This window comes from Amycolatopsis sp. VS8301801F10, from assembly GCF_046195355.1.
Taxonomy (GTDB): Bacteria; Actinomycetota; Actinomycetes; order Mycobacteriales; family Pseudonocardiaceae; genus Amycolatopsis.
The window spans coordinates 8,126,032-8,148,938 of record NZ_CP176065.1; the positions used below are offsets into that span (position 1 = coordinate 8,126,032).

Genomic DNA, 22,907 nt, shown 5'->3' on the forward strand with positions numbered 1-22,907 from the left:
GCCTCAGACGTTGCGCCGGTACTGGCCGCCCACCTCGAAAAACGCCTCAGTGATCTGACCCAGCGAGCACACCCGCGCGGCATCCATCAGCACGTCGAACAGGTTGCCGCCGCGGGTGGCCGCCTCGCGCAGGGCCTTGAGCGCCTGCTGCGCCTCCTCGCGGTGGCTCTGCTGGAACTCGGCGAGCCGGCGCAGCTGGGACTGCTTCTCGTCCTCGGTCGCGCGGGCCAGTTCCACCTCGACGTCGTCCTCGCCCGCCTTCGGGTTGCGGAAGGTGTTCACGCCGATGATCGGCAGCGAGCCGTCGTGCTTCTTGCGCTCGTACAGCAGCGATTCGTCCTGGATCCGGCCGCGCTGGTAGCCGGTCTCCATCGCGCCGAGCACGCCGCCGCGTTCGGAGATCCGGTCGAACTCGGTGAGCACGGCCTCCTCGACCAGGTCGGTCAGCTCGTCGATGATGAACGACCCCTGCAGCGGGTTCTCGTTCTTCGACAGGCCCCACTCCTTGTTGATGATCATCTGGATGGCCATCGCGCGGCGCACCGAGGACTCCGAAGGCGTGGTGATCGCCTCGTCGAACGCGTTGGTGTGCAAGGAGTTCGCGTTGTCGTACAGCGCGCACAGCGCCTGCAGCGTGGTGCGGATGTCGTTGAAGCTCATCTCCTGCGCGTGCAGCGACCGGCCGGAGGTCTGCACGTGGTACTTGAGCTTCTGCGACCGGTCGTTCGCGCCGTACCGCTCGCGCATCGCCACCGCCCAGATCCGCCGCGCGACCCGGCCGAGCACCGAGTACTCCGCGTCCATCCCGTTGGAGAAGAAGAACGACAGGTTCGGCGCGAAATCGTCGATGTCCATGCCGCGCGCCAGGTACGACTCCACGTAGGTGAACCCGTTGGCGAGCGTGAAGGCCAGCTGCGAGATCGGGTTCGCCCCGGCCTCGGCGATGTGGTAGCCGGAGATCGACACCGAGTAGAAGTTGCGCACTCCGTGCTCGATGAACCATTCCTGGATGTCGGCCATCATCCGGAGGCTGAACTCGGTGGAGAAGATGCAGGTGTTCTGGCCCTGGTCTTCCTTGAGGATGTCCGCCTGCACGGTGCCGCGGACGTTCTTGAGCGTCCATTCCCGCAGCTGGGCGGCTTCGGCCTCGGACGGCTCGCGCCCGTGCTCCTCGCGGAACGCGGCGAGCTTCTGGTCGATCGCGGTGTTGAGGAAGAACGCGAGGATCGTCGGCGCGGGGCCGTTGATCGTCATCGACACCGAGGTGTTCGGCGCGGTCAGGTCGAAACCGTCGTAGAGCGCCTTCATGTCGTCCAGCGTCGCGATGGAGACGCCGGAGGTGCCGACCTTGCCGTAGATGTCCGGGCGGGTGTCCGGGTCGTGGCCGTACAGCGTGACCGAGTCGAACGCCGTCGACAGCCGCTTGGCCTCGGAATCGGCCGACAGCAGCTTGAACCGGCGGTTGGTGCGGAAGGCGTCGCCCTCGCCGGCGAACATCCGCGCCGGGTCCTCGCCCTCGCGCTTGAACGGGAACACGCCCGCGGTGTAGGGGAAGTAGCCGGGCAGGTTTTCCCGGCGCAGGAAGGAAAGCAGCTCGCCGGACTCGGTGTAGCGCGGCAGCGCGACGCGCGGGATCCGGTTGCCGGACAGCGTTTCCCGCCACAGCTGGGTGCGCAGCTCCTTGTCCCGGATCTTCACGACCAGCTCGTCCTGCCGGTAGTCCTCGGCGAGCGCCCGGAACCGTTCGAGGAGCTTGGTCGACTCGCCGTCCACATCGGACTCCGCGGCGGCGAGCAGTCCGTCCAGCGCGTCCGTGTTGGCGTCCACTTCGGACAGTGCGGCCTTGGCCGCGGCCAGGTGCTCGCGCTTGCGGATCGCGGCGACCTGCTTCTCGGTCTGCTCGTGGTATCCGCGCACCGTCTCGGAAATCTCCGCGAGGTAGCGCGCCCGGTTGCCCGGGATGATCGTGCTGGCGTCCGTCGAGACCTTGCCGGAAACCTCCGGCAGCGTACCGGCGGACACCGACAGCCCGCGTTCGGCGAGCATGTCGCGCAGGTGCTGGTACAGCGCGGTCACGCCGTCGTCGTTGAACTTCGCCGCGCTCGTGCCGTACACCGGCATGTCCTCCGGCGCGGACCCGAACGCCTCGCGGTTGCGCACCAGCTGGCGCGCGACGTCCCGACGCGCGTCCTCGGCGCCGCGGCGCTCGAACTTGTTGATCGCGACCACGTCGGCGAAGTCGAGCATGTCGATCTTCTCCAGCTGCGACGCGGCGCCGAACTCCGGCGTCATCACGTACAGCGATTCGTCCACGTAGTCGACGATGCCCGCGTCGCCCTGGCCGATGCCCGGCGTCTCCACGATCACCAGGTCGAACCCGGCCGCCTTGCAGGCCAGGATCGACTCGCGCAGCCCGGCCGGGATCTCGCCGCTGGTCGTGCGGGTGGCGAGCGAGCGGAAGTACACCGGGGAGCCGTCGAGGCAGTTCATCCGGATCCGGTCGCCGAGCAGCGCGCCGCCGCCCTTGCGCCGCGACGGGTCCACCGCGAGCACGGCGATGCGCAGCTTGTCTTCCTGGTCGAGCCGGAAACGCCGGATCAGCTCGTCGGTCAGCGAGGACTTGCCCGAACCGCCGGTGCCGGTGATGCCCAGGACCGGGACCTGCCGCCGCCCGGCGGCCTCGGTGATCGCGGTGAGCCAGTCTTCCGGCAGGTTTTCGCGCTGCAGCTGGGTGATCACCCGCGCGAGCGCCGGCACGTCGCCGGACAGCAGCTTGTCGACCGAGGCGGGCGGCTGCGCGGACAGGTCGCTGTCGCAGGCCTTGATCATCAGGTTGATCATGCCCGGCAGGCCCATCTCGTAGCCGTCTTCCGGCGAGAAGATCCGCGCCACGCCGCGCGAATGCAGCAGGTCGATCTCCTCGCGCACGATGACGCCACCGCCGCCGCCGAACACCTTGATGTGCCCCGCGCCGCGCTCGTTCAGCAGCTCGACGAGGTAGCTGAAGTATTCGACGTGCCCGCCCTGGTAGGCGGAGATGGCGACCCCCTGGACGTCCTCGGCGATGGCGGCCGTGGCCACCTCGTCGACCGAACGGTTGTGGCCAAGGTGGACCACTTCCGCGCCCTGGGACTGCAGGATCCGCCGCATGATGTTGATCGAGGCATCGTGGCCGTCGAACAAGCTGGAAGCCGTGACGAACCGGACCGGGTTCGCGGGACGGTACAGGTCGCTGCCGCTCATCCTCCCAATTTACTAGGACTTCCTACTATTGGAAACCCGAGCCCGAAGTGACCCGGCTCTCAAGGGCGCTCCGCGACTGCTGAAAAGTTTCTCCGGCGACCGTGTCCAGTCGGCCGCATCGGCTCCGACCTCCTGGCGACCCGAACCCGCACGGAAGCGAGCCCGCCATGGCCAACCTGGTCTATCTCGTCCACACGTCGCTGGACGGCTGCGTCGAAGGCCCCGCCGGAGAGTTCGACTGGCCCGTCATGGGCCCGGAACTCTCGGGCTACTCGCAGGAACTCTCGCAGCGCGCCGCGATGTTCGCCTACGGCCGCCGCGTATGGGAAATGATGTCCGGCTACTGGCCCGACGCGGAGTCCATTTCCGACCATCCGCACGACCTGGCCTATGCGCCGCTGTGGCGGAAGAAGCCGAAGCTGGTCTTCTCCCGCACCCTGACCTCGGCCGGCTGGAACACCCGGATCGCCAGCGGGGACCTGACCGAGGAAGTCGCCAAGCACAAAGCAGCCGCGGACGGCGACATCGTCCTGATGGGCGGCTACGCCCTGGCCGCCGAACTCGGCCGCCGCGGGCTCATCGACGAGTACCTGGTCTGCGTCCACCCGGTAGTACTGGGCGGAGACAAACGCCCCTTCGCCGAGGGCGCCGACCGCGCGGAGCTGGAACTGCTCGAAACCCGCACCTTCGACGGCACGGTCGTCCTGCTTCGCTACCGCACGAAGCGCTGACTCTCACCTCGACCCCGACGCGGGATCGCGCCGGGGTCTGGAGGGGCAGTGCTCACGGCCCCCAGGCCGGATGCGCTGCCCCTCCAGACGCCGGCTTAACGGCGATCCGCCGCGACGGCGGAGCCGGCGGCAAATTACTGGTGGGCCTTCGCGGCCCGCAACGCGATCCACTGCCGCATCGCGTACTCGACCAGCGTGATCAGCGTCTGCTTGGTCGATTCGCGCTCGCGGGCGTCGCATCGGACGATCGGGATGCTCGCGTCGATCGACAAGGCCTCGCGCACATCATTGATGTCGTGTTCCAGCACGCCGTCGAAGGTGTTCACGCCGACGATGTACGGCAGGCCGCGGTCTTCGAAGAAGTCGATCGGCGCGAAGGAGTCCGCGAGCCGCCGGGTGTCGGCGAGCACGACCGCTCCGATCGCGCCGCGCACCAGGTCGTCCCACATGAACCAGAACCGCTGCTGGCCGGGCGTGCCGAACAGGTAGAGGATCAGGTCCGCGTCGAGCGAGACGCGGCCGAAGTCCATCGCGACCGTGGTGGTCGTCTTGTACGGGGTCTGGTCGAGGTTGTCGATGCCGCGGCTGGCGTCGGTCATCATCGCCTCGGTGGTGAGCGGAACGATTTCCGACACCGAGCCCACGAAGGTCGTCTTGCCCGCTCCGAAGCCGCCCGCCACCACGATCTTCGCCGATGTCATGGTCGGGGGCGCGGTTTCCCGCGGTGCCTTAAAGCCGACGGAGTCCACTCAAAACCCTTTCCATCAACATCAAGTGTGCTTCGGCGCCGTCCTGGCCCGAGATCGTCCGGTGCACGGTGACGAGGCCGGCGTCGGCCGCGTCGCTGATCAGCACCCTGGCCACCCCCAGCGGCACCGACAGCACCGCGGCGATCTCCGCCACCGAACGCGGGGTCCGGCACGCTTCCATGATCGAGATGCTCTCGATCTGCTCCGCCGCCGCCTGGGGGAAGCCCCCCGCGGCGACATGGTCCTTGGTGGAGATCAGAGTCTCCAGCTCGAGCGCGTAGTTCGCCCGGGTGCGCCCGCCGGTGAGAGCGTACGGGCGCACGATCGACGTCTCCTCGGCCGGGTCCACCCGATCGTGGCGCTCGGGCCGGACGATCGCCGACGGCATCGAGAACTCGCCGCTCGGCGGTCCCGGGTCGAAGAGCCCGCCCGGTCTGGGGCCGTCGGAGTCCGTACTGCCCGGTGGAGAGACGAGAGAGGTCACACCATCTCCTTGGTCGGCCGGCGGCACGGGTGCCGCCGGCGGGTCCGCTGCCGCGTGCGCTCCCGCGGCGGGCGGCGCTGGGGACTGGGATTCCTTCTTTTCTTTGCCGCTCTTCTTCCGTTTTCTGCGCGAGCGGCCCGAATCAAGGCTGAACCCGTTGAGGACGTCGGCGAACGTGCCGTCGTCCCCGGCGGCGGGCTCGTCCCCGCGCGGGGGCTCGCCGCCGGCACCGGGCTCTTCGCCGAACAATCCGGACCCCTGGCTCATCGCGCCATCATCCCACCGGTTCGCCGATCAGCGAGCCCCCGGCGCCCTGCAGCTGCGCGCGCAGCTCGGGGGTCAGGATCTGGCCGACGCGGTCGACGAGCATCGTCATCTCGTAGGCGACCTGCCCGATGTCGCAGTTGGGCGCGGCGAGGATCGCCAGGCAGGAGCCGTCGCTGATGGACATCAGCACCATGATGCCGAGTTCCATCTCGACCACCGTCTCGCGCACCGCGCCCGCCTCGAAACAGCGGGCGGCCCCCTGGGTGAGGCTGACGAGCCCGGACGCCACGGCGGCGAGCTGGTCGGCGCGGTCGAGCGGCAGCCGGTTGGAGGCCGTCAGCAGGAGACCGTCGGCCGACACGACGACCGCGTGCGCGACGCCCGGGACGCGGTCGGCGAAGTCGTTCACCAGCCAGCCGAACTGGTTCTGCTGCGGCTGGGCCGCATTCGGCGAGGTCATTCACCCTCCAATGTTTCGTGGTTCTTCTCAGCGGCCTGCGCGGTGCGGTGCCTGCCGCGCTGGATCCCCTGCTGGAAACTGCTCAGGCGACCGCGCACGTCGTGCGCATCGCGGGACGGACGGGGGCTCGCCGACCCGGCGGGCGGCGGTGCGCTGCCGGGAAGAAGCTGTTCTCCTCGGCGGCGCCGAGGCAATCCTGCCGAAGTGAACGAGGCGGGTGTCGACTGGGACACCGACTGGACGGCCCGCCATCCCTCGTCGGAACCGAAGTTCCACTCAGTGGTGGTTTCGGCGGGAGTCGTGGCGGGGCTCGCCGAACCGTCCGAACCGGCCGGAGCCGAGGGGGCCTGCGGGGCGTCCGGCCCGGCGGAGGACTGCCGCGCCGGAGCCTGTCCCGGCACCAGCGGCTGACCCCACAACCCGGTCTGTCCTTGCGTCGCGGGCTGCCCCCACAATCCTTGCCCCTGCGTCGCGGACTGGCCCTGCGTCGCGGACGCGCTTTGGCTTCCGGACTGGCCCTGCGTCGCGGACTGGCCTTGGCTTCCGGACTGGCCCGGGAGGTTCTGTCCGGGCGTCCGGGTCTGGCCCAGTCCCCCGGCCAATCCCTGCGCCGAAGCCGAAGCGGATGCCGAAGCGGAAGCCGGAGCCGCCGGGGTCTGGTCGGCCGTCGGGCCAGCCTGCTCCGCGTTCTCCGTCGGCTGGCCCGGCGCGGCGGCCGGAGCCTGCGCGGCGCGCCACGTCGTCAGCGTCGAAGCCGGGCCCGGGTTCTCGGCGGGCTTGCCCCACAAGGAGGTCTCCTGCGAAGCGGACGCAGCGGCTGCCTGTCCGTTCGCGGAAGCCGGGCTGTCCGTCTTCTCCGGCGTCGCGGTCTGCCCGTTCGCCGAAACCTGATCGGCGGCGGTCTGCCCGGCGCCGGACACCGCGGCCTCGAGTCCGGCCACGGCGGCCGGGACCTGGTTCGGGTCGGCGGTCGGCGGGGCGGGCGGGAGGCTGCTCGCGCCCTTGCGGCGGGTCGGCAGGCTGTCCGGCTTGTCCGGCCGGACGGTGCGATTCGGTTGCGGCGCGGGCAGTTCCGTGCGCGCGGCCGGTTCCTGGCGCGGCCAGCCGCCGTCCGGGTCGAACGCCGGGGGCACGGCCTGCACGGGCGCCGTTTCGTTCGACGAGTCCGCGTCGGCGGGCCGCTCGCCGAACCCGGCGGGCGCGTCCGTCGCGCCCGGGGTGCGCTGCGGCATCCCGCCCGGACGGTTCTGGTCCGCGGGAACGCCGAACGCGCCGGCGACCGTCTGCCGCCGCCGGAGCGCCGCGTCGTGGGCGCGAGCCCGTTCCGGCGACGCCGTGGCGCTCGAAGCGTCCGCGGAATCCGTTGCGGCGCCAGCGGTTTCCGACGCGGCCCCGCGGACTTCCTGCCGTCCGCGCGTGACGCCGCGCTGGAAGCTGTTCAACCGGCCGCGCACGTCCGCCGGGTCGCGGACCGGGAGGTCGCTTCCCTGCGTTTCGGCCGCGGGAGCCGCCGGTTCCGGCGTCGCGCTGCCCGGCATGAGCTGCTCGCCGCGGCGGCGCCGGGGCAGGCCCGACTTGGTGAACGCGGTCGGCTCCACCTGGGACAGCGCCTGCACTGTCCGCCAGTTCTCGTCGCTCGCGAAATCCCAGTTGCGCTGCTGGTCCTTGTCCTCCTCCTGCTCCGCGGCGGCCTTGCCGGACGCGGCCGGAGCGGCGGCGGGCGGAGGCTGCGCGGGCGAACGGAACCAGGCCGACAGCATCTCGTCGAAGATCGGCGTGTTCTCGATCGTCGTCTCGGCCGCGGACGGCGGCGGGACTTCCGGGACCTGCTGCGCGGCCTGGTTCCACCAGTCGCTCAGCGTCGTCGCGTTGGCCGCGGAGAACAGGTCCTTGCCCGAGGGCAGTTCGCCGTCGCGCTCGTCGCGGGATTCCGCGGCCGGTTCCGGCTCGGACTCCGGACGCGGCGGCGGGACGTCGACGGTCTGCGGCAGCTTCGGCGCGGGCGGCGGCGGGGCGGGCGCGTCGTCGTCGCGCGGGATCGGGCTGAACAGCGCGGTGCCGGACACCTCGAGGTCGGACGGCGGACGCGCGACCTTGTCCCCGGAGAAGCCGGCCAGGTCGCCGGCCGACGGCCACCGCTGCGCTTCCTCGGAATTGCCGCCCTGCTGCGGGACGAGACCCGGCACGGCCGACCCGTTGGTGGCCGGGCGCTGGCGCCGCGGCAGTCCGCCGGGCGCGGCGGGCGGGGCGGCGAGGCTCGCCTTGGGACCGGGCAGCGCGCCGGGTTCCGAGCGGTCGCCCGGCGTCGTGGCCAGTCCGGTCATCACCAGTTCCGGCGGCACCACCACGGTGGCCCGCACGCCGACGATGTCCTTGCCGCCGTGCAGCGAAACGCCGATGCGGTGGCGGCCGGCGAGGCGGCCGACCACGAACAGGCCCATCCGGCGCGAGGTCGCGAGGTCGACCGAGCCCGAGTCGGTGAGCCTGCCGTTGGCCTCCACCACCTCGTACTCGTTCATGCCGATGCCCTTGTCGAGGATGTCGACGTTGAGCGAACCGTCCTCGGCGAGCCGCGTCGCGACCGTCACCTGGGTTTCCGGCGCGGAGAACGCGGTCGCGTTGTCCAGCAGCTCCGCGATGAGCCGCTGGACGTCGCTCGCGGCGAACCCGACGATCTTCACCGCGGGCGGGTGCTGCACCGAAACCCGTTGGTACTGCTCGATTTCCGACACCGCGGCGCGCAGCACGTCGTGCGTGGCGACCGGCTGGCCGGAACGGCGGCCCGGCTCGGCGCCGGAGAGGACCATCAGGTTCTCGTTGTTGCGCCGCATCCGGGTGGCGAGGTGGTCGAGCTGGAACAGCGTGGCGAGCTGGTCGGCGTCCTCCTCGTCGCGCTCCAGCCGCTCGATCAGCTGCAGCTGCCGCTGCACGAGGCTCTGGCTGCGCCGCGACAGGTTGACGAACACGCTGGAGTAGCCGGCGCGCATCGCGGCCTGTTCGGTCGCCAGCTTCAGCGCCTGGCTGTGCACCTTCTCGAACGCCCGCGCGACCTCGCCGACCTCGTCCTGCACCTGGACCGGCACCGGTTCGACCTCGACGCTCTGCGCGCGGCCCTCCTGGATGTTGCGGACCGCCTCGGGCAGGTCCTTCTCCGCGACGTCCAGCGCGCTGCGGCGCAGCACCTTCAGCGAGCGCAGCAGCTGGCGGGCGATGACGAACACGACCGCGGCCGCCGCGGCGAGCGCCGCGAACAGCAGCACGGCCAGCAGGCCCGCGCTGCTCCCGGCGTCCTCGACCAGCGCGGACGACGCCGCGGTGAGGTCGGCGCTCATCCGGCCGGAGACCTCGGTCAGCTGCGAGGTCACCGCGTTCGAGGCGTTGTTCCACTCCTGCGCCGAGAGCCGCTTGAGCGCGTCGTCGGTGGAGACGCCCTGTCCGCCGAGCACGGTGCCGAGCATCCGCTTGCGGTCGTAGGAGGTGTCCGGCTTGATCGTGCTCTCGAAGTCGAGCCGCTGCGGAGCGGTGGCGGCCGCGTTGAAGTCGGCGACCCGGTCGTCGAACCGCAGTTCGGCGTCGCGCACGTCGCTCAGCTGCTGCGGGGTCAGCGTGCCCGCGGAGATGCCGTAGCTCACCAGGGACTGGGTGACCGACACCTGTTCCTTGGCCGCTTCGAGGTCGTGCAGCGCGCTCGGGGTGCTGCCGAGCGCGTCGGCGCTCGCGCCCGCCGACACCGCGGTGTCGGCTCCGATCAGCGCGCTGGTGACGGCGTTGTAGTCGCCGACGGCCTCGGCCGCGTTCAGCAGGCCCGCCCCGACCTGCTGGCGGATCACCGCGATCTCGTTGACCTGCGCGGTCGCCGAGTTCACCGCGCCGGACACGCTCGAACCGTCGGCCCCGACCCGGGCGGCGGCCTCGGTGAACGGCGCGACCGCGGCGTCGGTGGCCGCGCGGGCGGCCTTCAGTTCCGGGGTGACGCCCGAGGTGCCCGCGATCAGCTGGGCGGCGGTCTGGGTGCGTTCGCGCTGCAGCCCGTCAGTGAGCGCGCGCAGCTGGGTGCTCAGCGCGACGAGCCGGTCGATCCGCTGGTAGTCGCTCGAGCGCGAGACCTGGCCCGCGATGGCGGTGATGCCGAGGACGAGCGCGAGCACGATGGGGACGATCGTGACCGCGGACAGCTTGACCGGCAGGCTCCAGTCCCGCCAGCGCAACGCCGCGCGCCAGCCCGACGACCAGCGCGGCCGCTTGGGCGGGCGGCCGAGCAGCTTCTCCACAGGCACTTGGCCTTCTCCTGCAACGGTCACGAAAGTGACTCCCTGTCCGGCGTCGGGGCGGCCCGTCGGCGGTCCCCGCGGCTCCGTCCGCTCCCGGTGCGCAGCGCGCTCCCGGCGCGGAGTCCCGCGGTCCGCCTGCCCGCGCGTCCGACCGGGGGCGGGCACGACCGTGCTGATCCGGCACCGGTCCGGGAGGCGATCGGCTTCCCGGGACTATGCACGTGCACGACGCAACTTGCGGACTGCACGGCGGTGGTCGAGATCAACTTGTCTGCGCCTATCGATCGCTGCGGGCGGCTGGGGCCAAAGAATCGTACACCAATCGCCGCCTGCGTTATTGCGTTCCGCATCGGGGGGCTGACCTGGGAAAATAGTCGAAACTCGGCAACGCGGAGCCGCGGATTCGGCGCGGGGCGCCCGGCGCGGGAATTCCGGTTACCCGGCGCTCTCGGCCTCGGCGTCCGGCCGTCACCCGATTAGCCCACACAGGGTAAGCGACCCCCTCGATGGGACTACGCTCCGTGCCCCCATCGGGTGGGCGCCCCCGGAAGTTGAACCCGATGTTGTGGAGATGCAGCGACGCGCCGCCCGACCCGGTGATTTTTGCCAGCCTCCCTTCCCTGCCTGGGAATCCCCGCCCGGCCCGCGACCTGCCCGCCGAAACGGAGCGGCCGCCCCGCCCAGCGGCTACGACCGGTCACCGTAGTGGATCTTGCCCGGCCCGTCACTCCGCCGTCTGCCGCAACGCGGACCGGACCCGGACACTCCCCGTGACATCGGCGCTCACTATTCCGAGTGATCAGCCCGTGATCTGCCCGGACGCGCCGTTTCGCGCTATTTCCCGGGCGAAAAGGAATTTCCGATGCCCCCGCGAACCGGCTTTTTCCGCGTTCCGGCGGCGTCGTTACTATGGCCGCCTCCCAGTCCGCAAGGGCGATCCGGGCGCTTTCTCGAACGATGCCCGCCGCCATCCACCGCGCAAGTTGCCGGAGGCAGCCATGCACAACGTCGCGCGCACCACCGGACCGGCCGCCGCCGAGGACACCGGCCAGATGCCCGCGCTGTTCGACCGCGAAGGAGGCGGCTCCGCCCCGCGCGGCAGGCGCCGCAAGCGCGGCCCGGACTACGAGCAGATCCAGCGCAGCCCCGAGTTCCGCTCGCTGCGCAGCCGCTTCCGCCGGTTCGTGTTCCCGATGAGCATCGGGTTCTTCGTCTGGTACCTCGCCTACGTCGTGCTCGCCGCCTACGCGGGCGAGTTCATGAGCACGCCGGTCTTCGGCCTGGTCAACGTCGGCATGCTGCTCGGCCTCGGCCAGTTCGTCACCACCGCGGCCATCACCGCGCTGTACGTCCGCTTCGCCGACCGCGAGATGGACCCGCGCGCCGCCGAGATCCGCGCGAAGGCCGCCGCTGTCCCGGAAGGAACCCCTCAGTGACTACCGCTTCGCTCGCCGAAGGAGCTTCGGCGAGCAACCCGTTGATCAACACCGGGGTGTTCGCGCTGTTCGTCGCGATCACCCTCTACGTGGTCTACCGCGCGGGCAACCGCCGCTCGTCCACGTCGGGCTACTACACCGCCGACAGCGCCTTCACCGGACGGCAGAACGGCGTCGCGCTGTCCGGCGACTTCCTGTCCGCGGCGTCGTTCCTCGGCATCGCCGGCGCGATCGCGATCAACGGCTACGACGGCTTCCTCTACTCCATCGGCTTCCTCGTCGCGTGGCTCGTCGACCTGCTGCTGCTCGCGGAGCTGCTGCGCAACACCGGCCGCTTCACGATGGGCGACGTGCTCAGCTTCCGGATGAAACAGCGCCCGGTGCGCGCCGCGTCGGCCACGTCGACGCTGGTGATCTCCTTCTTCTACATGCTCGCGCAGATGGCGGGCGCGGGCGGGCTGGTCGCGCTGCTGCTGGACGTGCACTCCAAGTGGGGCCAGGCGCTGGTGATCACCGTGGTCGGGCTGGTGATGATCTCCTACGTGCTGCTCGGCGGCATGAAGGGCACCACCTGGGTGCAGATCATCAAGGCCACCATCCTGCTCACCGCGGCCTCGCTGATCACGGTGTTCCTGATGGGCAAGTACGGCTTCAACTTCTCGAGCCTGCTGCGCGCGGCCGCCGACCACAGCCCGATGGGCAAGGACCTGCTCTCCCCCGGCGGCTCCTACGGCAAGAACGGGACCACGAAACTCGACTTCGTGTCGCTGTCGCTGGCGCTGGTGCTCGGCGTCGCCTCGCTGCCGCACGTGCTGATGCGCTTCTACACCGTGCCGAACGCCCGCGAGGCGCGCCGCTCGGTGGTGTGGGCGACCGCGTGCATGTTCGTGTTCTACCTGTGCACGCTGGTGATCGGCTTCGGCGCGGCGGCGATCGTCGGCCCGGACGAGATCAAGGCCGCGCCCGGCGGCGAGAACTCGGCCGCGCCGCTGCTGGCCCTGCACGTGGGCGGGACGGTGCTGCTCGGCGTCATCTCGGCGGTCGCGTTCGCGACGATCCTCGCCGTGGTGGCCGGGCTGACGCTGACCGCGTCCGCCTCCTTCGCGCACGACGTCTACGCGAACGTCGTCAAGCGCGGCAAGGCGGACGCGGAGGACGAGGTCCGGGTCGCCCGGCTGACCGCGGTCGTGATCGGCGGGTTCGCCATCGTCGGCGGCATCCTCGCCAACGGCCAGAACATCGCGTTCCTCGTGGCGCTCGCGCTCGCGGTGGCGGCGTCGGCGAACCTGTCGACCCTGCTGTACTCGCTGTTCTGGAAGCGGTTCAACACCACCGGGACGCTGTGGAGCATTTACGGCGGGCTCATCGCCTGCGTCGTGCTGGTGTTGTTCTCGCCGGTCGTGTCCGGAGCCCCGGACTCGATCTTCCCCGGCGTCGACTTCCACTGGTTCCCGCTGAAGAACCCGGGCCTGGTGTCGATCCCGGTGTCGTTCCTGTGCGGCGCGATCGGCACGTTCGTCGGCCGCGCGAAGAGCGATCCGGCCAAGCACGCGGAGATGGAGGTCCGGTCGCTGACCGGCGTCGGCTTCGGCTCCTGACCCCGCGCCTGCCGATGCGAAAAAACCGCGGCGCCCGGAAGCGTTCCGGGCGCCGCGGTTTTTTCGTGGGCTCAGAAGATGTCGCGCCCGGCCTGCACCCGGTGGGTCACCCGGCGCTCGACAACGAACGACACGAACGGGACGCACCCGGCCAGCAGCACCAGGACGGTGCTCTTGATCGACCAGCGGGCCTTGATCGCGAGGTCGATGGTGAGCACCAGGTAGATCATGTACAGCACGCCGTGGATCGGCGAGTACACCTGCGCGGGCGTGGCGTTGCCGAAGCCGTACTCGATGATCATGGTGGCGCACAGGGCGAGCAGGCCGACGCCGGTCACGTACGCGCTGGCCCGGAACCGGGTCAGCGAGCCGGACACCTTCGACTGGCGGGTCGGGGCGGCACCGTCGGTGCTGGTCGTCATGGGAGCGTCCTCACTTCCGCGGGCGTTCAGGACTGCTGGTCGCGGGCGTTGAGCTCGCGCAGGTAGCGGTTGTAGGCGGCGAGTTCGTCGTCTTCCTCGACGGGAGCCGCGGCCGGTCGCGGGGCGGGCACGCGAACCGGGGCTGGGGCTGGCGCCTGCTCGCTGTGCCCGGCGGCTTCCTCTTCGCGTTCGCGCAGCTTCTTGATGCGCCAGAACATGAACGCGGGGAACAGCCCGAAAAGCGGCCATTGCAGCACGTAGCCGAGGTTCTGGAAGGTGCCGGTGGCGGACGTGAACCGGTCCCACTGCCACCAGGCCAGCCCGCAGCACAGCGCCAGGCTCACGACGCTCGTGGCGACGATCAGGAGCCGGCGCCCGAGCGGGGACGCGGCCGGGCCGGGATCTGCGGGCACGGTATCGACGCTAGCACTGGCCGGGAAAAGCGTTCCTGAGAGGCGGCGAGGTCGTGACCGGGGCCCCACCCGCGGGCAGCCGCCGACTGGGCGCGCGGTGCCGGGGAAATCTGATGAGGCGGACCGCCGCCTCCGACCGCCCGTGCCGGGACGAGGTGCGGAGTGGCGCGAGCCGGGGGCCAGCTCGCTTGCGCCTCCTGTGCACCGCACGCCGCTGGGCCCGCCTGGCCGCGCCGACCCGCACCACAACGACCGGGCTCCCCGCACGAACGAGCCCGCACGTCAGCCCGCTCGAACCCTCCGTGCACCACACGCCATTGAGCCCCGGCGGCACCCGCCCGGCCCGAGGACGAGCCCGCGCCTCAGCCCGCTTGCACCCTCTGTGCACCGCACGCCATTGAGCCCGGCCGACCCGCAACCCCGCACGACAGCGGCCGGGCTCCCGTCAGGGACGAGCCCGCACGTCAGCCCGCTCGCACCCTCCGTGCACCGCACCCCGGCGGCACCCGCCCGGCCCCGCCGACCCGCACCACAACGACCGGGCTCCCCTCAGAGACGAGCCCGCACGTCAGCCCGCTCGCACCCTCCGTGCACCGCACCCGCCCGGCCCGAGGACGAGCCCGCGCCTCAGCCCGCTTGCACCTTCTGTGCCGCCTTCGCGTAGCCGTCCGCCAGGCCGAAGACCTTCTGCGCGTACTCCGTCGAGTTGTTGTACGACAGGATCCCCGCCCACCAGCCCGCCGGGCTGGCCATGTCGCGGCCGCCCGCGCACAGGTAGCGGGCGGCGGTGAGGGCGGCGTCGTCGATCTGCTGCGGGTCGGCGCGGCCGTCGCCGGTCGCGTCCGACGCCCACTTCCGCCAGGTGCCCGGGATGAACTGCATCGGGCCGACCGCGCGGTCCGCGACCGGGTCGCCGTCGAGCTGGCCGCCGTCGGTGTCGCTGATCGCGCGGACGCCGGAGGACCCGTCGAGCGGGACGCCGATGATCGGCTTCGACGGGCGGCCGTCGGCGCCGAGGACCGCGCCGCCGTACTGGCCGTGGTTGGACTCGATGCGGCCGATGCCGGCGAGCGTCGCCCAGGAGATGTGGCAGCCGCGGTCGACCTCGCGCATCGCGAGTTCCGCGTTGCCGTACGCGCGGACTGCCCGGGCCGGGATGCCGGTGACCGGCGCGACCTTGTCCGCCCAGGCCTGCAGCGGGTCGCCGCCGGTGGGGCGCGCGGACTGCGGGGCGGTGCCCTGGTCCGCCGCCCCGCCCGCGACGACGGCGTTGACCGGCGCGATCGAACCGGGCTTGACGTCGACCGCCTTGACGCTCAGCGCCGGGATGTCGGTCGTGGTGGGGCTGGCGTCCGGGGCGGCCGCCCTGGTGACGATCCAGACCCCGCCGCCCGCGACCGCGAGCACCGCGACGACGACGGCGAGCCGCACCGCGAGCGCGGCGCCGTGGCCGCGCCGGGCGGGCGAGGGGGCGGCAGCGGGAGCCGCGGTCTCGTCCCCGGTCCGCGCGGTGTCGGGGGTCTGTCCGGTGGCGGGCACGAAACTCCGGTCCTCCAGCATGGCTTGGGGTTCGCAACACACAACGAGCCCGCGCAGGTTAGCGTTACGCGCGCAGCGTCAGGTTCCCCGCCGCGCCGGTTCACCCGTCCGGGTAATCCGGGTCCCGGCAGGTGGACGGTTCACGCCGCACAAAACTCAGCGCAACCTGCCGAAAGAGCGTTCCCCGGCGAGCCATTCGTCCTGTTCATGGGCCTGGACGAGGCTGTGCAGCCGTTGCCGCACGCCCGGTTCCAACCCGTGCGCGCGACGGCGGAAGTGCTCGAGGTCCGCGGGCGTGGCCACGAGAGTGACGAGCTGCAGCACTTGCCCGCTGTTGTCTCGTGGAAGAGCGAGAAGGTCGGCCGCCGCCAGGATCGCGCCCTCGACGATGTCGTTCGCCGGGAAGCGCTGCAAAGCGCCGTAAACCGCCTGGTGAGCGCCGTAATCCTGCTCGGCGCGCAGCGACGCGATCAGCACGGCGACCGCCGCGGGCCCTTCGTCGCCGCTGACCAGGTCGGCCAGTTCGACGTAGCGGTCGCAGCGACGGTCGAGTTCTTCTTGCGGAACCGGCTCGGCGCCAAGATCGAGTTCGCAGACGCTCAGCAACTCGCGACGCCAGGCTTCCGCCTCGGCGATGGGCATCCGGCCTCCCCGGTCCGCGGCCGCGCCGAAGGATCGGCGCCGAGCGCGAACCTTAGCGACCCGGTCCGGGAGAGTGCCAGACATTTCCGGGCGCTTTCGCCGTGTTGCCTGGCCGATTCGCCGGCCAGGCAACACAGCTGTCAAACAGGCTTCTTCTCCCACCGCGTCAGCAGCGGCGAGACCGGCAGGACGATCAGGCGGGCTTCTGCTGCCGCGCCAGTCGCGCGACGCACCACGCGGGCGCGCTGCCCCGGCGGAGGTGCTGCAGCACCGTCATCGGGCCGAGCCTCCGGGCCAGGTCGGACGGGGCGAGACCGGCCGCGCGGTAGTCCAGGGCGCGCTGGTCCAGCGGGCTGATCCCGGCGTCCCACCACTGCTGCGCTTCGGCGACGTCGCCGACCATCTGCCACCAGCCCGCGGCGGCGACGAGCAGTTCTTCCGGGACCTCCGGCAGCCGGGCGCGCATCGCGTCGAGGTAGCCGGGGTCGGCGGCCTCGACCGGGGCCCAGCGGGCGGGTCCGGACCGGGCGCGCTGGCCGGGGATGCCGGGCGGAGCGGCCGGCGCGTCGGCCAGCCAGGCCGAGGCGATGCGGTCGACCTCCTGCTCCTCCGGGGTCTTCTCGCGCTCGGCCGACCACTGCCGGATCAACGCGTCCACTCCGGGATCTCCGGTCATCCCTGCCTCCTCATCGGTCCCCGACGGGCAGGCGTTTTCGAGCGCCTGCCCCGTTGCGCGTCCACGATTGGCTCCCCACGCGTGACCGGGCCGAATACCCGCCGTGACCCGGTTCCCGGGGGACCGGAGAACCGGCTGATCACGCAATGTGAGCACCGTAGGGCGGCACCCGCTTTCTCCGCCATACCCCGGACCCCGGAAATTCGGTGACCAGGCGGTTTCAGGGACCAATCCACCCGGATGGTCGAGCGAAGTGCCCGAATCCCGGGATCCGGTGACAAAGCGTGACTAGTTGGCCGGACGGCGCGCGGAAGCGCCCCGGCGAGCGGGAAAACCGGGGTCAGGCGAAGAGGCTCTTGAAGAAGGTGACGATCGCTTCGGCGCCGTCCTTGAGCCAGCCGAGCACGCGGTGCACGAAGGCCGCGGAGTTGGTGGGCTGCGTGATCAGGAAGAACAGCACGAGCGCGACCACTCCGACGACGACGATCTTCTTCAGGCCGCTCGACATGGTTTCGTCCCCCTCCGCTCCCCCGGCGCCCGGTCGGACGCCGGCCCCGCCTCGGCAGAGTCGGGTCCCACTGTAATGACGGCACGCCGGAATGGCCCGTCGCAGGCCCCGATCAAGCCAGAAAGCTCACGTCCGGGTGACCCCGGTCACCATCGGGTGAACGGGGTCCGGCCAGCGCCCCCGATAGGCTCCGGCGATGGACGACGGCGCAGTGACTCTCCGCCCGGTGCGCGAGTCCGACCTCGGTCTGCTGGAGTCGCTGACCAACGACCCGGAGACGGTCGGCGAGCACCAGTGGTTCGGCTGGCACGACCCCGGCTACGTCCGGCGGCTCTGGCGCGAAAACGGCATGCTGACGACCGACCACGGCATGCTCGTCCCCACGCTCGACGAGCGTCCGCTCGGGCTCGTGTCGTGGCACCGCACGCGAACCGGCCCGCACACCTACTGCTGGAACATCGGCATGGTCCTGCTGCCGGAGGCGCGCGGGCACGGCCTCGGCGCGCAAGCGCAGCGGGAACTCGTGCGCTATCTGTTCGCGCACACGCAGTTCAACCGCGTCGAGGCCAGCACCGAGGTCGGCAACCGGGCCGGGCAGCGTTCGCTGGAGAAGGCCGGGTTCACCCGCGAAGGAATTCTCCGCGGGTTCGACTTCCGCGACGGGCAGTGGCGCGATCACATTCTCTATTCGGTGATCCGTTCCGATCTGCCGTCGTGAGTGCTGATCACGGTTCTAACCGTGATCAGCACTCACGAGATCGCCCCAGCCTCCCTCAACGCCGCCACCGCAGCCTCGTCGTACCCCAGCTCTGCCAGCACTTCCGCGGTGTCCGCGCCTTTCTCGTGCGGCGCTTCCGGCGTGGCGGCGGGCGTCCGGTCGAATCGCGGTGCCGGAGCGGGCTGCACCGTGCCGCCGATGTTCACGAACGTCCCGCGCGCCGCGTTCTGCGGATGCTCGGCGGCTTCCCACGGCGACAGCACCGCGGTGAGGCACGCGTCGGTGCCTTCCGCCCGCGCGACCAGTTCGTCGCGCGTGAACCGGCCGACCGCTTCCTCCAGGATCTTGCGCAGCCGCGGCCATTGGCTCTGGTCGACGTGCATCGGCAGGTCTTCGTTCTCCAGCCCGAGCACCTTGACCAGGTCCGCCCAGAACCGCATCTCGATCGCGCCGATGGCGACGTATTTGCCGTCCGCGGTCTCGTAGGTGTCGTAGAACGGGGCCCCGCCGTCGAGAAGGTTCTCGCCGCGCTCCCCCGGCCACACGCCTGCCGCGCGCATCCCGTGCAGGCTCGTGGTCAGCAGCGCGGCGCCTTCGACCATCGACGCGTCCACGACCTGGCCGCGGCCGGACGTCGTGCGCTCGTGCAGCGCGGCCAGCACGCCCATCGCGAGCATCAGGCCGCCTCCGCCGAAGTCGCCGACCAGGTTGAGCGGCGGCACCGGGCGTTCGCCCGCCCGGCCGATCGGGTCGAGCGCGCCGGCGACGCCGATGTAGTTGATGTCGTGCCCGGCCGCCGACGCGAGCGGGCCGTCCTGGCCCCAGCCGGTCATCCGGCCGTACACGAGCCGCGGGTTGCGGGCGTGCACCTGCTCCGGGCCGATGCCCATCCGCTCCGCGACCCCCGGCCGGAAGCCTTCGATCAGCACGTCGGCGCGTTCGGCCAGCTTCAGCACCAGCTCGACGCCCTCGGGCGTTTTCGTGTTCACCCCGACCGAGCGCCGCCCGCGGGCGAGCGGGTCGTTCGGGATGCCGAGCACGTCGGCGCCCGGGGTGGCGCGGTCGACGCGGATCACGTCGGCGCCGAGGTCGGCCAGGATCATGCAGGCGAACGGAGCAGGCGCGAGCCCGGCCAGCTCCACCACCCGCAGCCCGGCGAGCGGACCTTGTTTCACGGCGAAGTCCTTTCGCGGCAACGTTTTTCAGAGCGTGCGGGAGATGATTTCCTTCATGATCTCGCTGGTGCCGCCGAAGATCCGCGAAATCCGCACGTCCGCCCAGGCCCGCGCGATCGGGTACTCGGTCATGTAGCCGTAGCCGCCGAACAGCTGCAGGCAGTCGTCCACGACCTTGTTCACCCGCTCCGTCGTCCAGAGTTTCGCCATCGCCGCGCCCTGCACGTCGAGTTCGCCGCGCAGATGCCGTTCGATGCACTGGTCGAGGAACGCGCGCGCCACCGCGGCTTCCGTCGCCGCCTCGGCGAGTTTGAACTTCGTGTTCTGGAAATTGAAGATCGGGCGGCCGAACGCGGTGCGTTCCTTGGTGTAGTCGATGGTCAGGTTCACCGCGGCTTCCAGCCCGGCCACCGCGGTCACCGCGATGATCAGCCGTTCCTGCGGCAGCTGCAGCATCAGCTGGATGAAGCCCTGGCCCTCGGCGTCGCCGAGCAGGTTCGCGGCGGGCACCCGGACGTCGTCGAAGAACAGCTCGGCGGTGTCCTGCCCCTTGAGCCCGACCTTGTCGAGCACGCGGCCGCGGCGGAAGCCCGGGGTATTGGTCTCGACCACGATCAGCGAGACGCCCTGCGCGCCCGCGTCCGGGTCGGTCTTGCACGCGACCACGACGAGGTCGGAGTGGAAACCGTTGGTGATGAAGGTTTTCGCGCCGTTGATCACGTAGTGGTCGCCGTCGCGGACCGCGCGCGTCTTGATGTTCTGGAGGTCTGAACCAGTGCCCGGCTCGGTCATCGCGACCGCGCCGACCAGCTCGCCGGTGGCCATCTTCGGCAGCCACTCGCGCTTTTTCTCCTCCGACGCGTACGCCAGGAGGTAGTGCGCGACGATTCCACTGTGGACGGTCACGCCCCACGCGCTGTCGCCGGCGCGAGCCTGCTCCTCGTACAGCACGGCTTCGTGCGCGAAGGTGCCGCCGCCCCCGCCGTACTCCTCCGGGATCGACAGGCACAGCAGGCCGAGTTCGCCGGCCTTGGTCCAGATTTCCCGGTCGAGCTTCTTCTCCGCCGCCCAGCGCTCCTGGTTCGGCACGAATTCCTTCTGCAGGAACGACCGGGCGAGCTCCCGGAGGTCTTCGAGTTCGGTGGTGCTCCACGAGCTCTTCTGGATCTGCAACGGCACGGCTGGGCCTCCCGCGAACTGGAAAACATGACGCTTGGCAGGTAAGTTCTGAGCGGAATGTACATCCCATCCGTCCGGTACGTAAAGCAGGAGCCGCGATGACTGAGGTCGCCCGGGGACACCGCACCCAGGCCGAACGCCGCGAGCAGACGCGCACCGCCCTGCTGGACGCGACGATCGACTGCCTGGTCGACATCGGGTACTCGCGGGCGTCGGTGCAGGAGATCTGCACCCGCGCGGGCGTCTCGAAGGGCGCGGTGCAGCACTACTTCGCCACGAAGGCCGAGCTGATGGCGGCCGCGGTCGAGCACCTCACCACGAAGCTGCGCACCCAGCTCGCCGCCTCGCTCGGCTCGCTGCCGGGCGGCGCGTCCGGCGTCGCGGCGGCGATCGATCTGCTGTGGGAGGGCTATTCCGGCACGCTGTCCACCGCGGTCACCGAGCTGTGGGTGGCCGCCCGGACCGACCCGGAACTGCGCGCGGCGATCCGGCCGGTGGACCGCGCGCTGGGCCGGGCGACGCTCGGGCACATCAGCGAAGTGGCCGGCGACCTGCCGAAAGAGCGGGCGGAGATGCTGTTCTGGCTCACCGTGAACCTCACCCGGGGCCTCGCCCTCGACGCCGAGCTGGGCGGCGACCCGCGCCGGCGCCGTCAGCTGCTGGAGGAGTGGAAGCGGATCGCCGTGCTGCTGTACTCGGGCGACTAGTGTCCATACCGCCGGTATGGTGTACTCGTCGGTAACACCCGGCCCCGCACGGAAGAAGGTGCGCTCGATGACGAGTACGACCCCGGCGAACCTGACCGGCCAGTCCCTGCCCGCGACCGTCGGCGGTGTGGCGGGCGCTCCGTCCGCGGCCCGCGCGGCCGCGCTCGTGGCCCGCGTGACCGGCGGCGCCGACAACGCGCCGGTGCAGATGACCGCGCCGTTCACCGGACAGCCGATCGCCTCGCTCCCCCAGGCCGACGACGCCGAAGTGCGCGCCGCGTTCGCCTCCGCGCGCGAGGCGCAGCGTGAGTGGGCGGCGCTGCCGGTGGCCCGGCGGCAGCAGTTCCTCGTGCGGCTGCACGACCTGGTGCTCGCGCGGCAGGCCGAAGTCCTCGACCTCGTCCAGGTCGAAGCGGGCAAGGCCCGGATCGACGCGTTCGACGAGGTCAGCGCCACCGTGCTGGTCGCGGCCTACTACGGCAAGCACAGCGCGAAAATCCTCTCGCCGCGCCGCGCCCCCGGCGTGATCCCGGGCCTGACCCGGGCGGGCGAACTGCGGCACCCCAAGGGCGTCGTCGGGATCATCTCGCCCTGGAACTATCCGCTCGCGCTGACCGCGATGGACGTCTTCCCGGCGCTCGTCGCCGGGAACGCGGTGGTGCAGAAGCCGGACAACCAGACCGCGTTGTCCGCGCTGTGGCTGCAGGAACTGGCCGAGGAGGCCGGGCTGCCCGCCGGGTTGTGGCAGATCGTGCTGGGCCGCGGCTCGCAGATCGGCGACGCGCTGCTGGAGGAATGCGACTACCTGTGCTTCACCGGGTCCACGCCGACCGGCAAGGATCTGGCTGGCCGGATCGCGCAGCGGCTGACCAGCTACTCGCTCGAACTGGGCGGCAAGAACCCGATGATCGTGCTGCCGGACGCGGACATCGCCAAGGCCGCCGCCGGCGCGGTCACGGCGTGCTTCTCGTCCGCGGGCCAGCTGTGCGTGTCGGTGGAGCGGATCTACGTGCACGACAGCATCCGCGAGGAGTTCACGCGCGAGTTCGTGGCGCGGACGGCGGCGTTGCGGCTCGGCGGTTCGCTGGATTACCACGCCGGAATGGGGTCGTTGACCTCGAAGAGCCAGCTGGAGACCGTGTCAGCGCACGTCGAGGACGCCCGGGCGAAGGGCGCGCGGGTGCTGACCGGCGGGCGGGCGCGGCCGGATCTCGGGCCGCTGTTCTACGAGCCGACCGTGCTGACGGACGTGCGGCCCGGCATGACCCCGTTCGCTTCGGAGACGTTCGGACCGGTGGTCTCGATCTACGGGTTCAGCGATGTCACGGACGCGATCGAGCGGGCCAACGACACGCCGTTCGGGCTCAACGCGAGCGTCTGGACGCGGAACGGCCGCGCGGGCTGGGAAATCGGCGCGCGGCTGAAGGCGGGCACGGTCAACGTGAACGAGGGTTACGCGGCGACGTTCGGCACCGTCGGGGTGCCCATGGGCGGCATGAAGGACTCCGGCGCCGGGCGACGGAACGGCTCCGAGGGGCTGCTGAAGTACACCGAACCGCAGTCGATCGCCGTGCAGCGCGGCCTGGCTTTGCGACCGCCCAAGGGAGTGCCGGGCTCGGTGTGGGCCCGGTTCATGACGGTGAGCATGAAACTGCTGCGGCGGCTGCCAGGCCGGTAAGGGGTCGGGGA

Annotated in this window: 19 protein-coding genes; 6 read left to right on the forward strand and 13 right to left on the reverse strand. The window is 71.1% G+C overall.

All coding sequences use genetic code 11. From position 1 onward, the window contains the following. Positions 1-3 precede the first annotated feature (3 nt). Positions 4-3,243 (reverse strand): fused isobutyryl-CoA mutase/GTPase IcmF, encoded by a 3,240-nt coding sequence (gene icmF / locus F9C11_RS37235; protein WP_409182030.1) that lies wholly within the window; start codon positions 3,241-3,243, stop codon positions 4-6. Between the two features lie 167 nt (positions 3,244-3,410). Here icmF and F9C11_RS37240 point away from each other — a divergent pair, with 167 nt between their 5' ends. Further along, entirely contained in the window at positions 3,411-3,974 is a 564-nt protein-coding gene (locus F9C11_RS37240) for a dihydrofolate reductase family protein (protein WP_409182031.1), read from the forward strand. Positions 3,975-4,108: 134 nt separating this feature from the next. Here F9C11_RS37240 and F9C11_RS37245 read toward each other — a convergent pair whose 3' ends face one another. Genes F9C11_RS37245 through F9C11_RS37260 form a run of 4 tightly spaced genes read right to left on the reverse strand, consistent with a single transcriptional unit; the run spans position 4,109 to position 10,235 of the window. Then, entirely contained in the window at positions 4,109-4,723 is a 615-nt protein-coding gene (locus F9C11_RS37245) for an ATP/GTP-binding protein (RefSeq protein ID WP_081654960.1), read from the reverse strand. After that, positions 4,704-5,474 (reverse strand): DUF742 domain-containing protein, encoded by a 771-nt coding sequence (locus F9C11_RS37250; protein WP_409182032.1) that lies wholly within the window; start codon positions 5,472-5,474, stop codon positions 4,704-4,706. The genes F9C11_RS37245 and F9C11_RS37250 overlap by 20 nt, the downstream gene beginning before the upstream one ends. A gap of 7 nt (positions 5,475-5,481) precedes the next feature. Beyond that, entirely contained in the window at positions 5,482-5,934 is a 453-nt protein-coding gene (locus tag F9C11_RS37255; RefSeq protein WP_009075317.1) for a roadblock/LC7 domain-containing protein, read from the reverse strand. Beyond that, complete coding sequence (locus F9C11_RS37260) at positions 5,931-10,235, reverse strand: nitrate- and nitrite sensing domain-containing protein (RefSeq protein ID WP_409182033.1); 4,305 nt, start codon at positions 10,233-10,235, stop codon at positions 5,931-5,933. Before F9C11_RS37260 ends, F9C11_RS37255 begins: the two co-directional genes overlap by 4 nt. 968 nt (positions 10,236-11,203) lie before the next feature. On the opposite strand from F9C11_RS37260, the gene F9C11_RS37265 reads away from it, so the two are divergent. Continuing rightward, the gene (locus F9C11_RS37265) at positions 11,204-11,641 is read left to right on the forward strand and encodes a DUF485 domain-containing protein (protein ID WP_409182035.1); all 438 of its coding nucleotides are present in this window, start codon (positions 11,204-11,206) and stop codon (positions 11,639-11,641) included. Continuing rightward, positions 11,638-13,239 carry a cation acetate symporter gene (locus tag F9C11_RS37270; protein WP_409182036.1) on the forward strand — a complete coding sequence of 534 codons (1,602 nt, stop codon included), beginning with the start codon at positions 11,638-11,640 and terminating at the stop codon, positions 13,237-13,239. The genes F9C11_RS37265 and F9C11_RS37270 overlap by 4 nt, the downstream gene beginning before the upstream one ends. A 71-nt stretch (positions 13,240-13,310) precedes the next feature. On the opposite strand, the gene F9C11_RS37275 is transcribed toward F9C11_RS37270, so the two are convergent. From F9C11_RS37275 to F9C11_RS37300, 6 genes are all read right to left on the reverse strand, one after another. Beyond that, positions 13,311-13,661, reverse strand: coding sequence for a DUF3817 domain-containing protein (locus tag F9C11_RS37275; RefSeq protein WP_409182037.1), 351 nt, complete (start codon positions 13,659-13,661; stop codon positions 13,311-13,313). Between the two features lie 26 nt (positions 13,662-13,687). Then, positions 13,688-14,074 carry a hypothetical protein gene (locus tag F9C11_RS37280; RefSeq protein ID WP_409182038.1) on the reverse strand — a complete coding sequence of 129 codons (387 nt, stop codon included), beginning with the start codon at positions 14,072-14,074 and terminating at the stop codon, positions 13,688-13,690. A gap of 627 nt (positions 14,075-14,701) precedes the next feature. Then, on the reverse strand, positions 14,702-15,634 hold the full coding sequence (locus F9C11_RS37285) for a lytic transglycosylase domain-containing protein (RefSeq protein ID WP_409182039.1): 933 nt from the start codon (positions 15,632-15,634) through the stop codon (positions 14,702-14,704). A 135-nt stretch (positions 15,635-15,769) separates the two neighbouring features. Next, on the reverse strand, positions 15,770-16,255 hold the full coding sequence (locus tag F9C11_RS37290; protein WP_409182040.1) for a hypothetical protein: 486 nt from the start codon (positions 16,253-16,255) through the stop codon (positions 15,770-15,772). Between the two features lie 193 nt (positions 16,256-16,448). After that, a complete protein-coding gene (locus F9C11_RS37295; protein ID WP_037713183.1) occupies positions 16,449-16,931 on the reverse strand; it encodes a hypothetical protein in 483 nt (160 codons plus the stop codon). A 340-nt stretch (positions 16,932-17,271) separates the two neighbouring features. Further along, a complete protein-coding gene (locus F9C11_RS37300) occupies positions 17,272-17,439 on the reverse strand; it encodes a hypothetical protein (RefSeq protein ID WP_162836029.1) in 168 nt (55 codons plus the stop codon). Between the two features lie 196 nt (positions 17,440-17,635). Between F9C11_RS37300 and F9C11_RS37305 the strand changes: the two genes are divergently transcribed. Then, positions 17,636-18,157, forward strand: coding sequence for a GNAT family N-acetyltransferase (locus F9C11_RS37305; RefSeq protein WP_409182041.1), 522 nt, complete (start codon positions 17,636-17,638; stop codon positions 18,155-18,157). 32 nt (positions 18,158-18,189) lie between these two features. On the opposite strand, the gene F9C11_RS37310 is transcribed toward F9C11_RS37305, so the two are convergent. Together F9C11_RS37310 and F9C11_RS37315 are read right to left on the reverse strand one after the other, a co-directional pair. Beyond that, positions 18,190-19,332: a CaiB/BaiF CoA transferase family protein gene (locus F9C11_RS37310; RefSeq protein ID WP_409182042.1), complete on the reverse strand. Its 1,143-nt coding sequence runs from the start codon at positions 19,330-19,332 to the stop codon at positions 18,190-18,192. Between the two features lie 27 nt (positions 19,333-19,359). Beyond that, positions 19,360-20,511 (reverse strand): acyl-CoA dehydrogenase family protein, encoded by a 1,152-nt coding sequence (locus tag F9C11_RS37315; RefSeq protein WP_409182044.1) that lies wholly within the window; start codon positions 20,509-20,511, stop codon positions 19,360-19,362. Positions 20,512-20,609: 98 nt separating this feature from the next. Between F9C11_RS37315 and F9C11_RS37320 the strand changes: the two genes are divergently transcribed. After that, positions 20,610-21,218 (forward strand): TetR/AcrR family transcriptional regulator, encoded by a 609-nt coding sequence (locus F9C11_RS37320; protein WP_409182046.1) that lies wholly within the window; start codon positions 20,610-20,612, stop codon positions 21,216-21,218. 67 nt (positions 21,219-21,285) lie between these two features. Beyond that, positions 21,286-22,896 carry a succinic semialdehyde dehydrogenase gene (locus tag F9C11_RS37325; protein ID WP_409182047.1) on the forward strand — a complete coding sequence of 537 codons (1,611 nt, stop codon included), beginning with the start codon at positions 21,286-21,288 and terminating at the stop codon, positions 22,894-22,896. Positions 22,897-22,907: the final 11 nt, after the last annotated feature.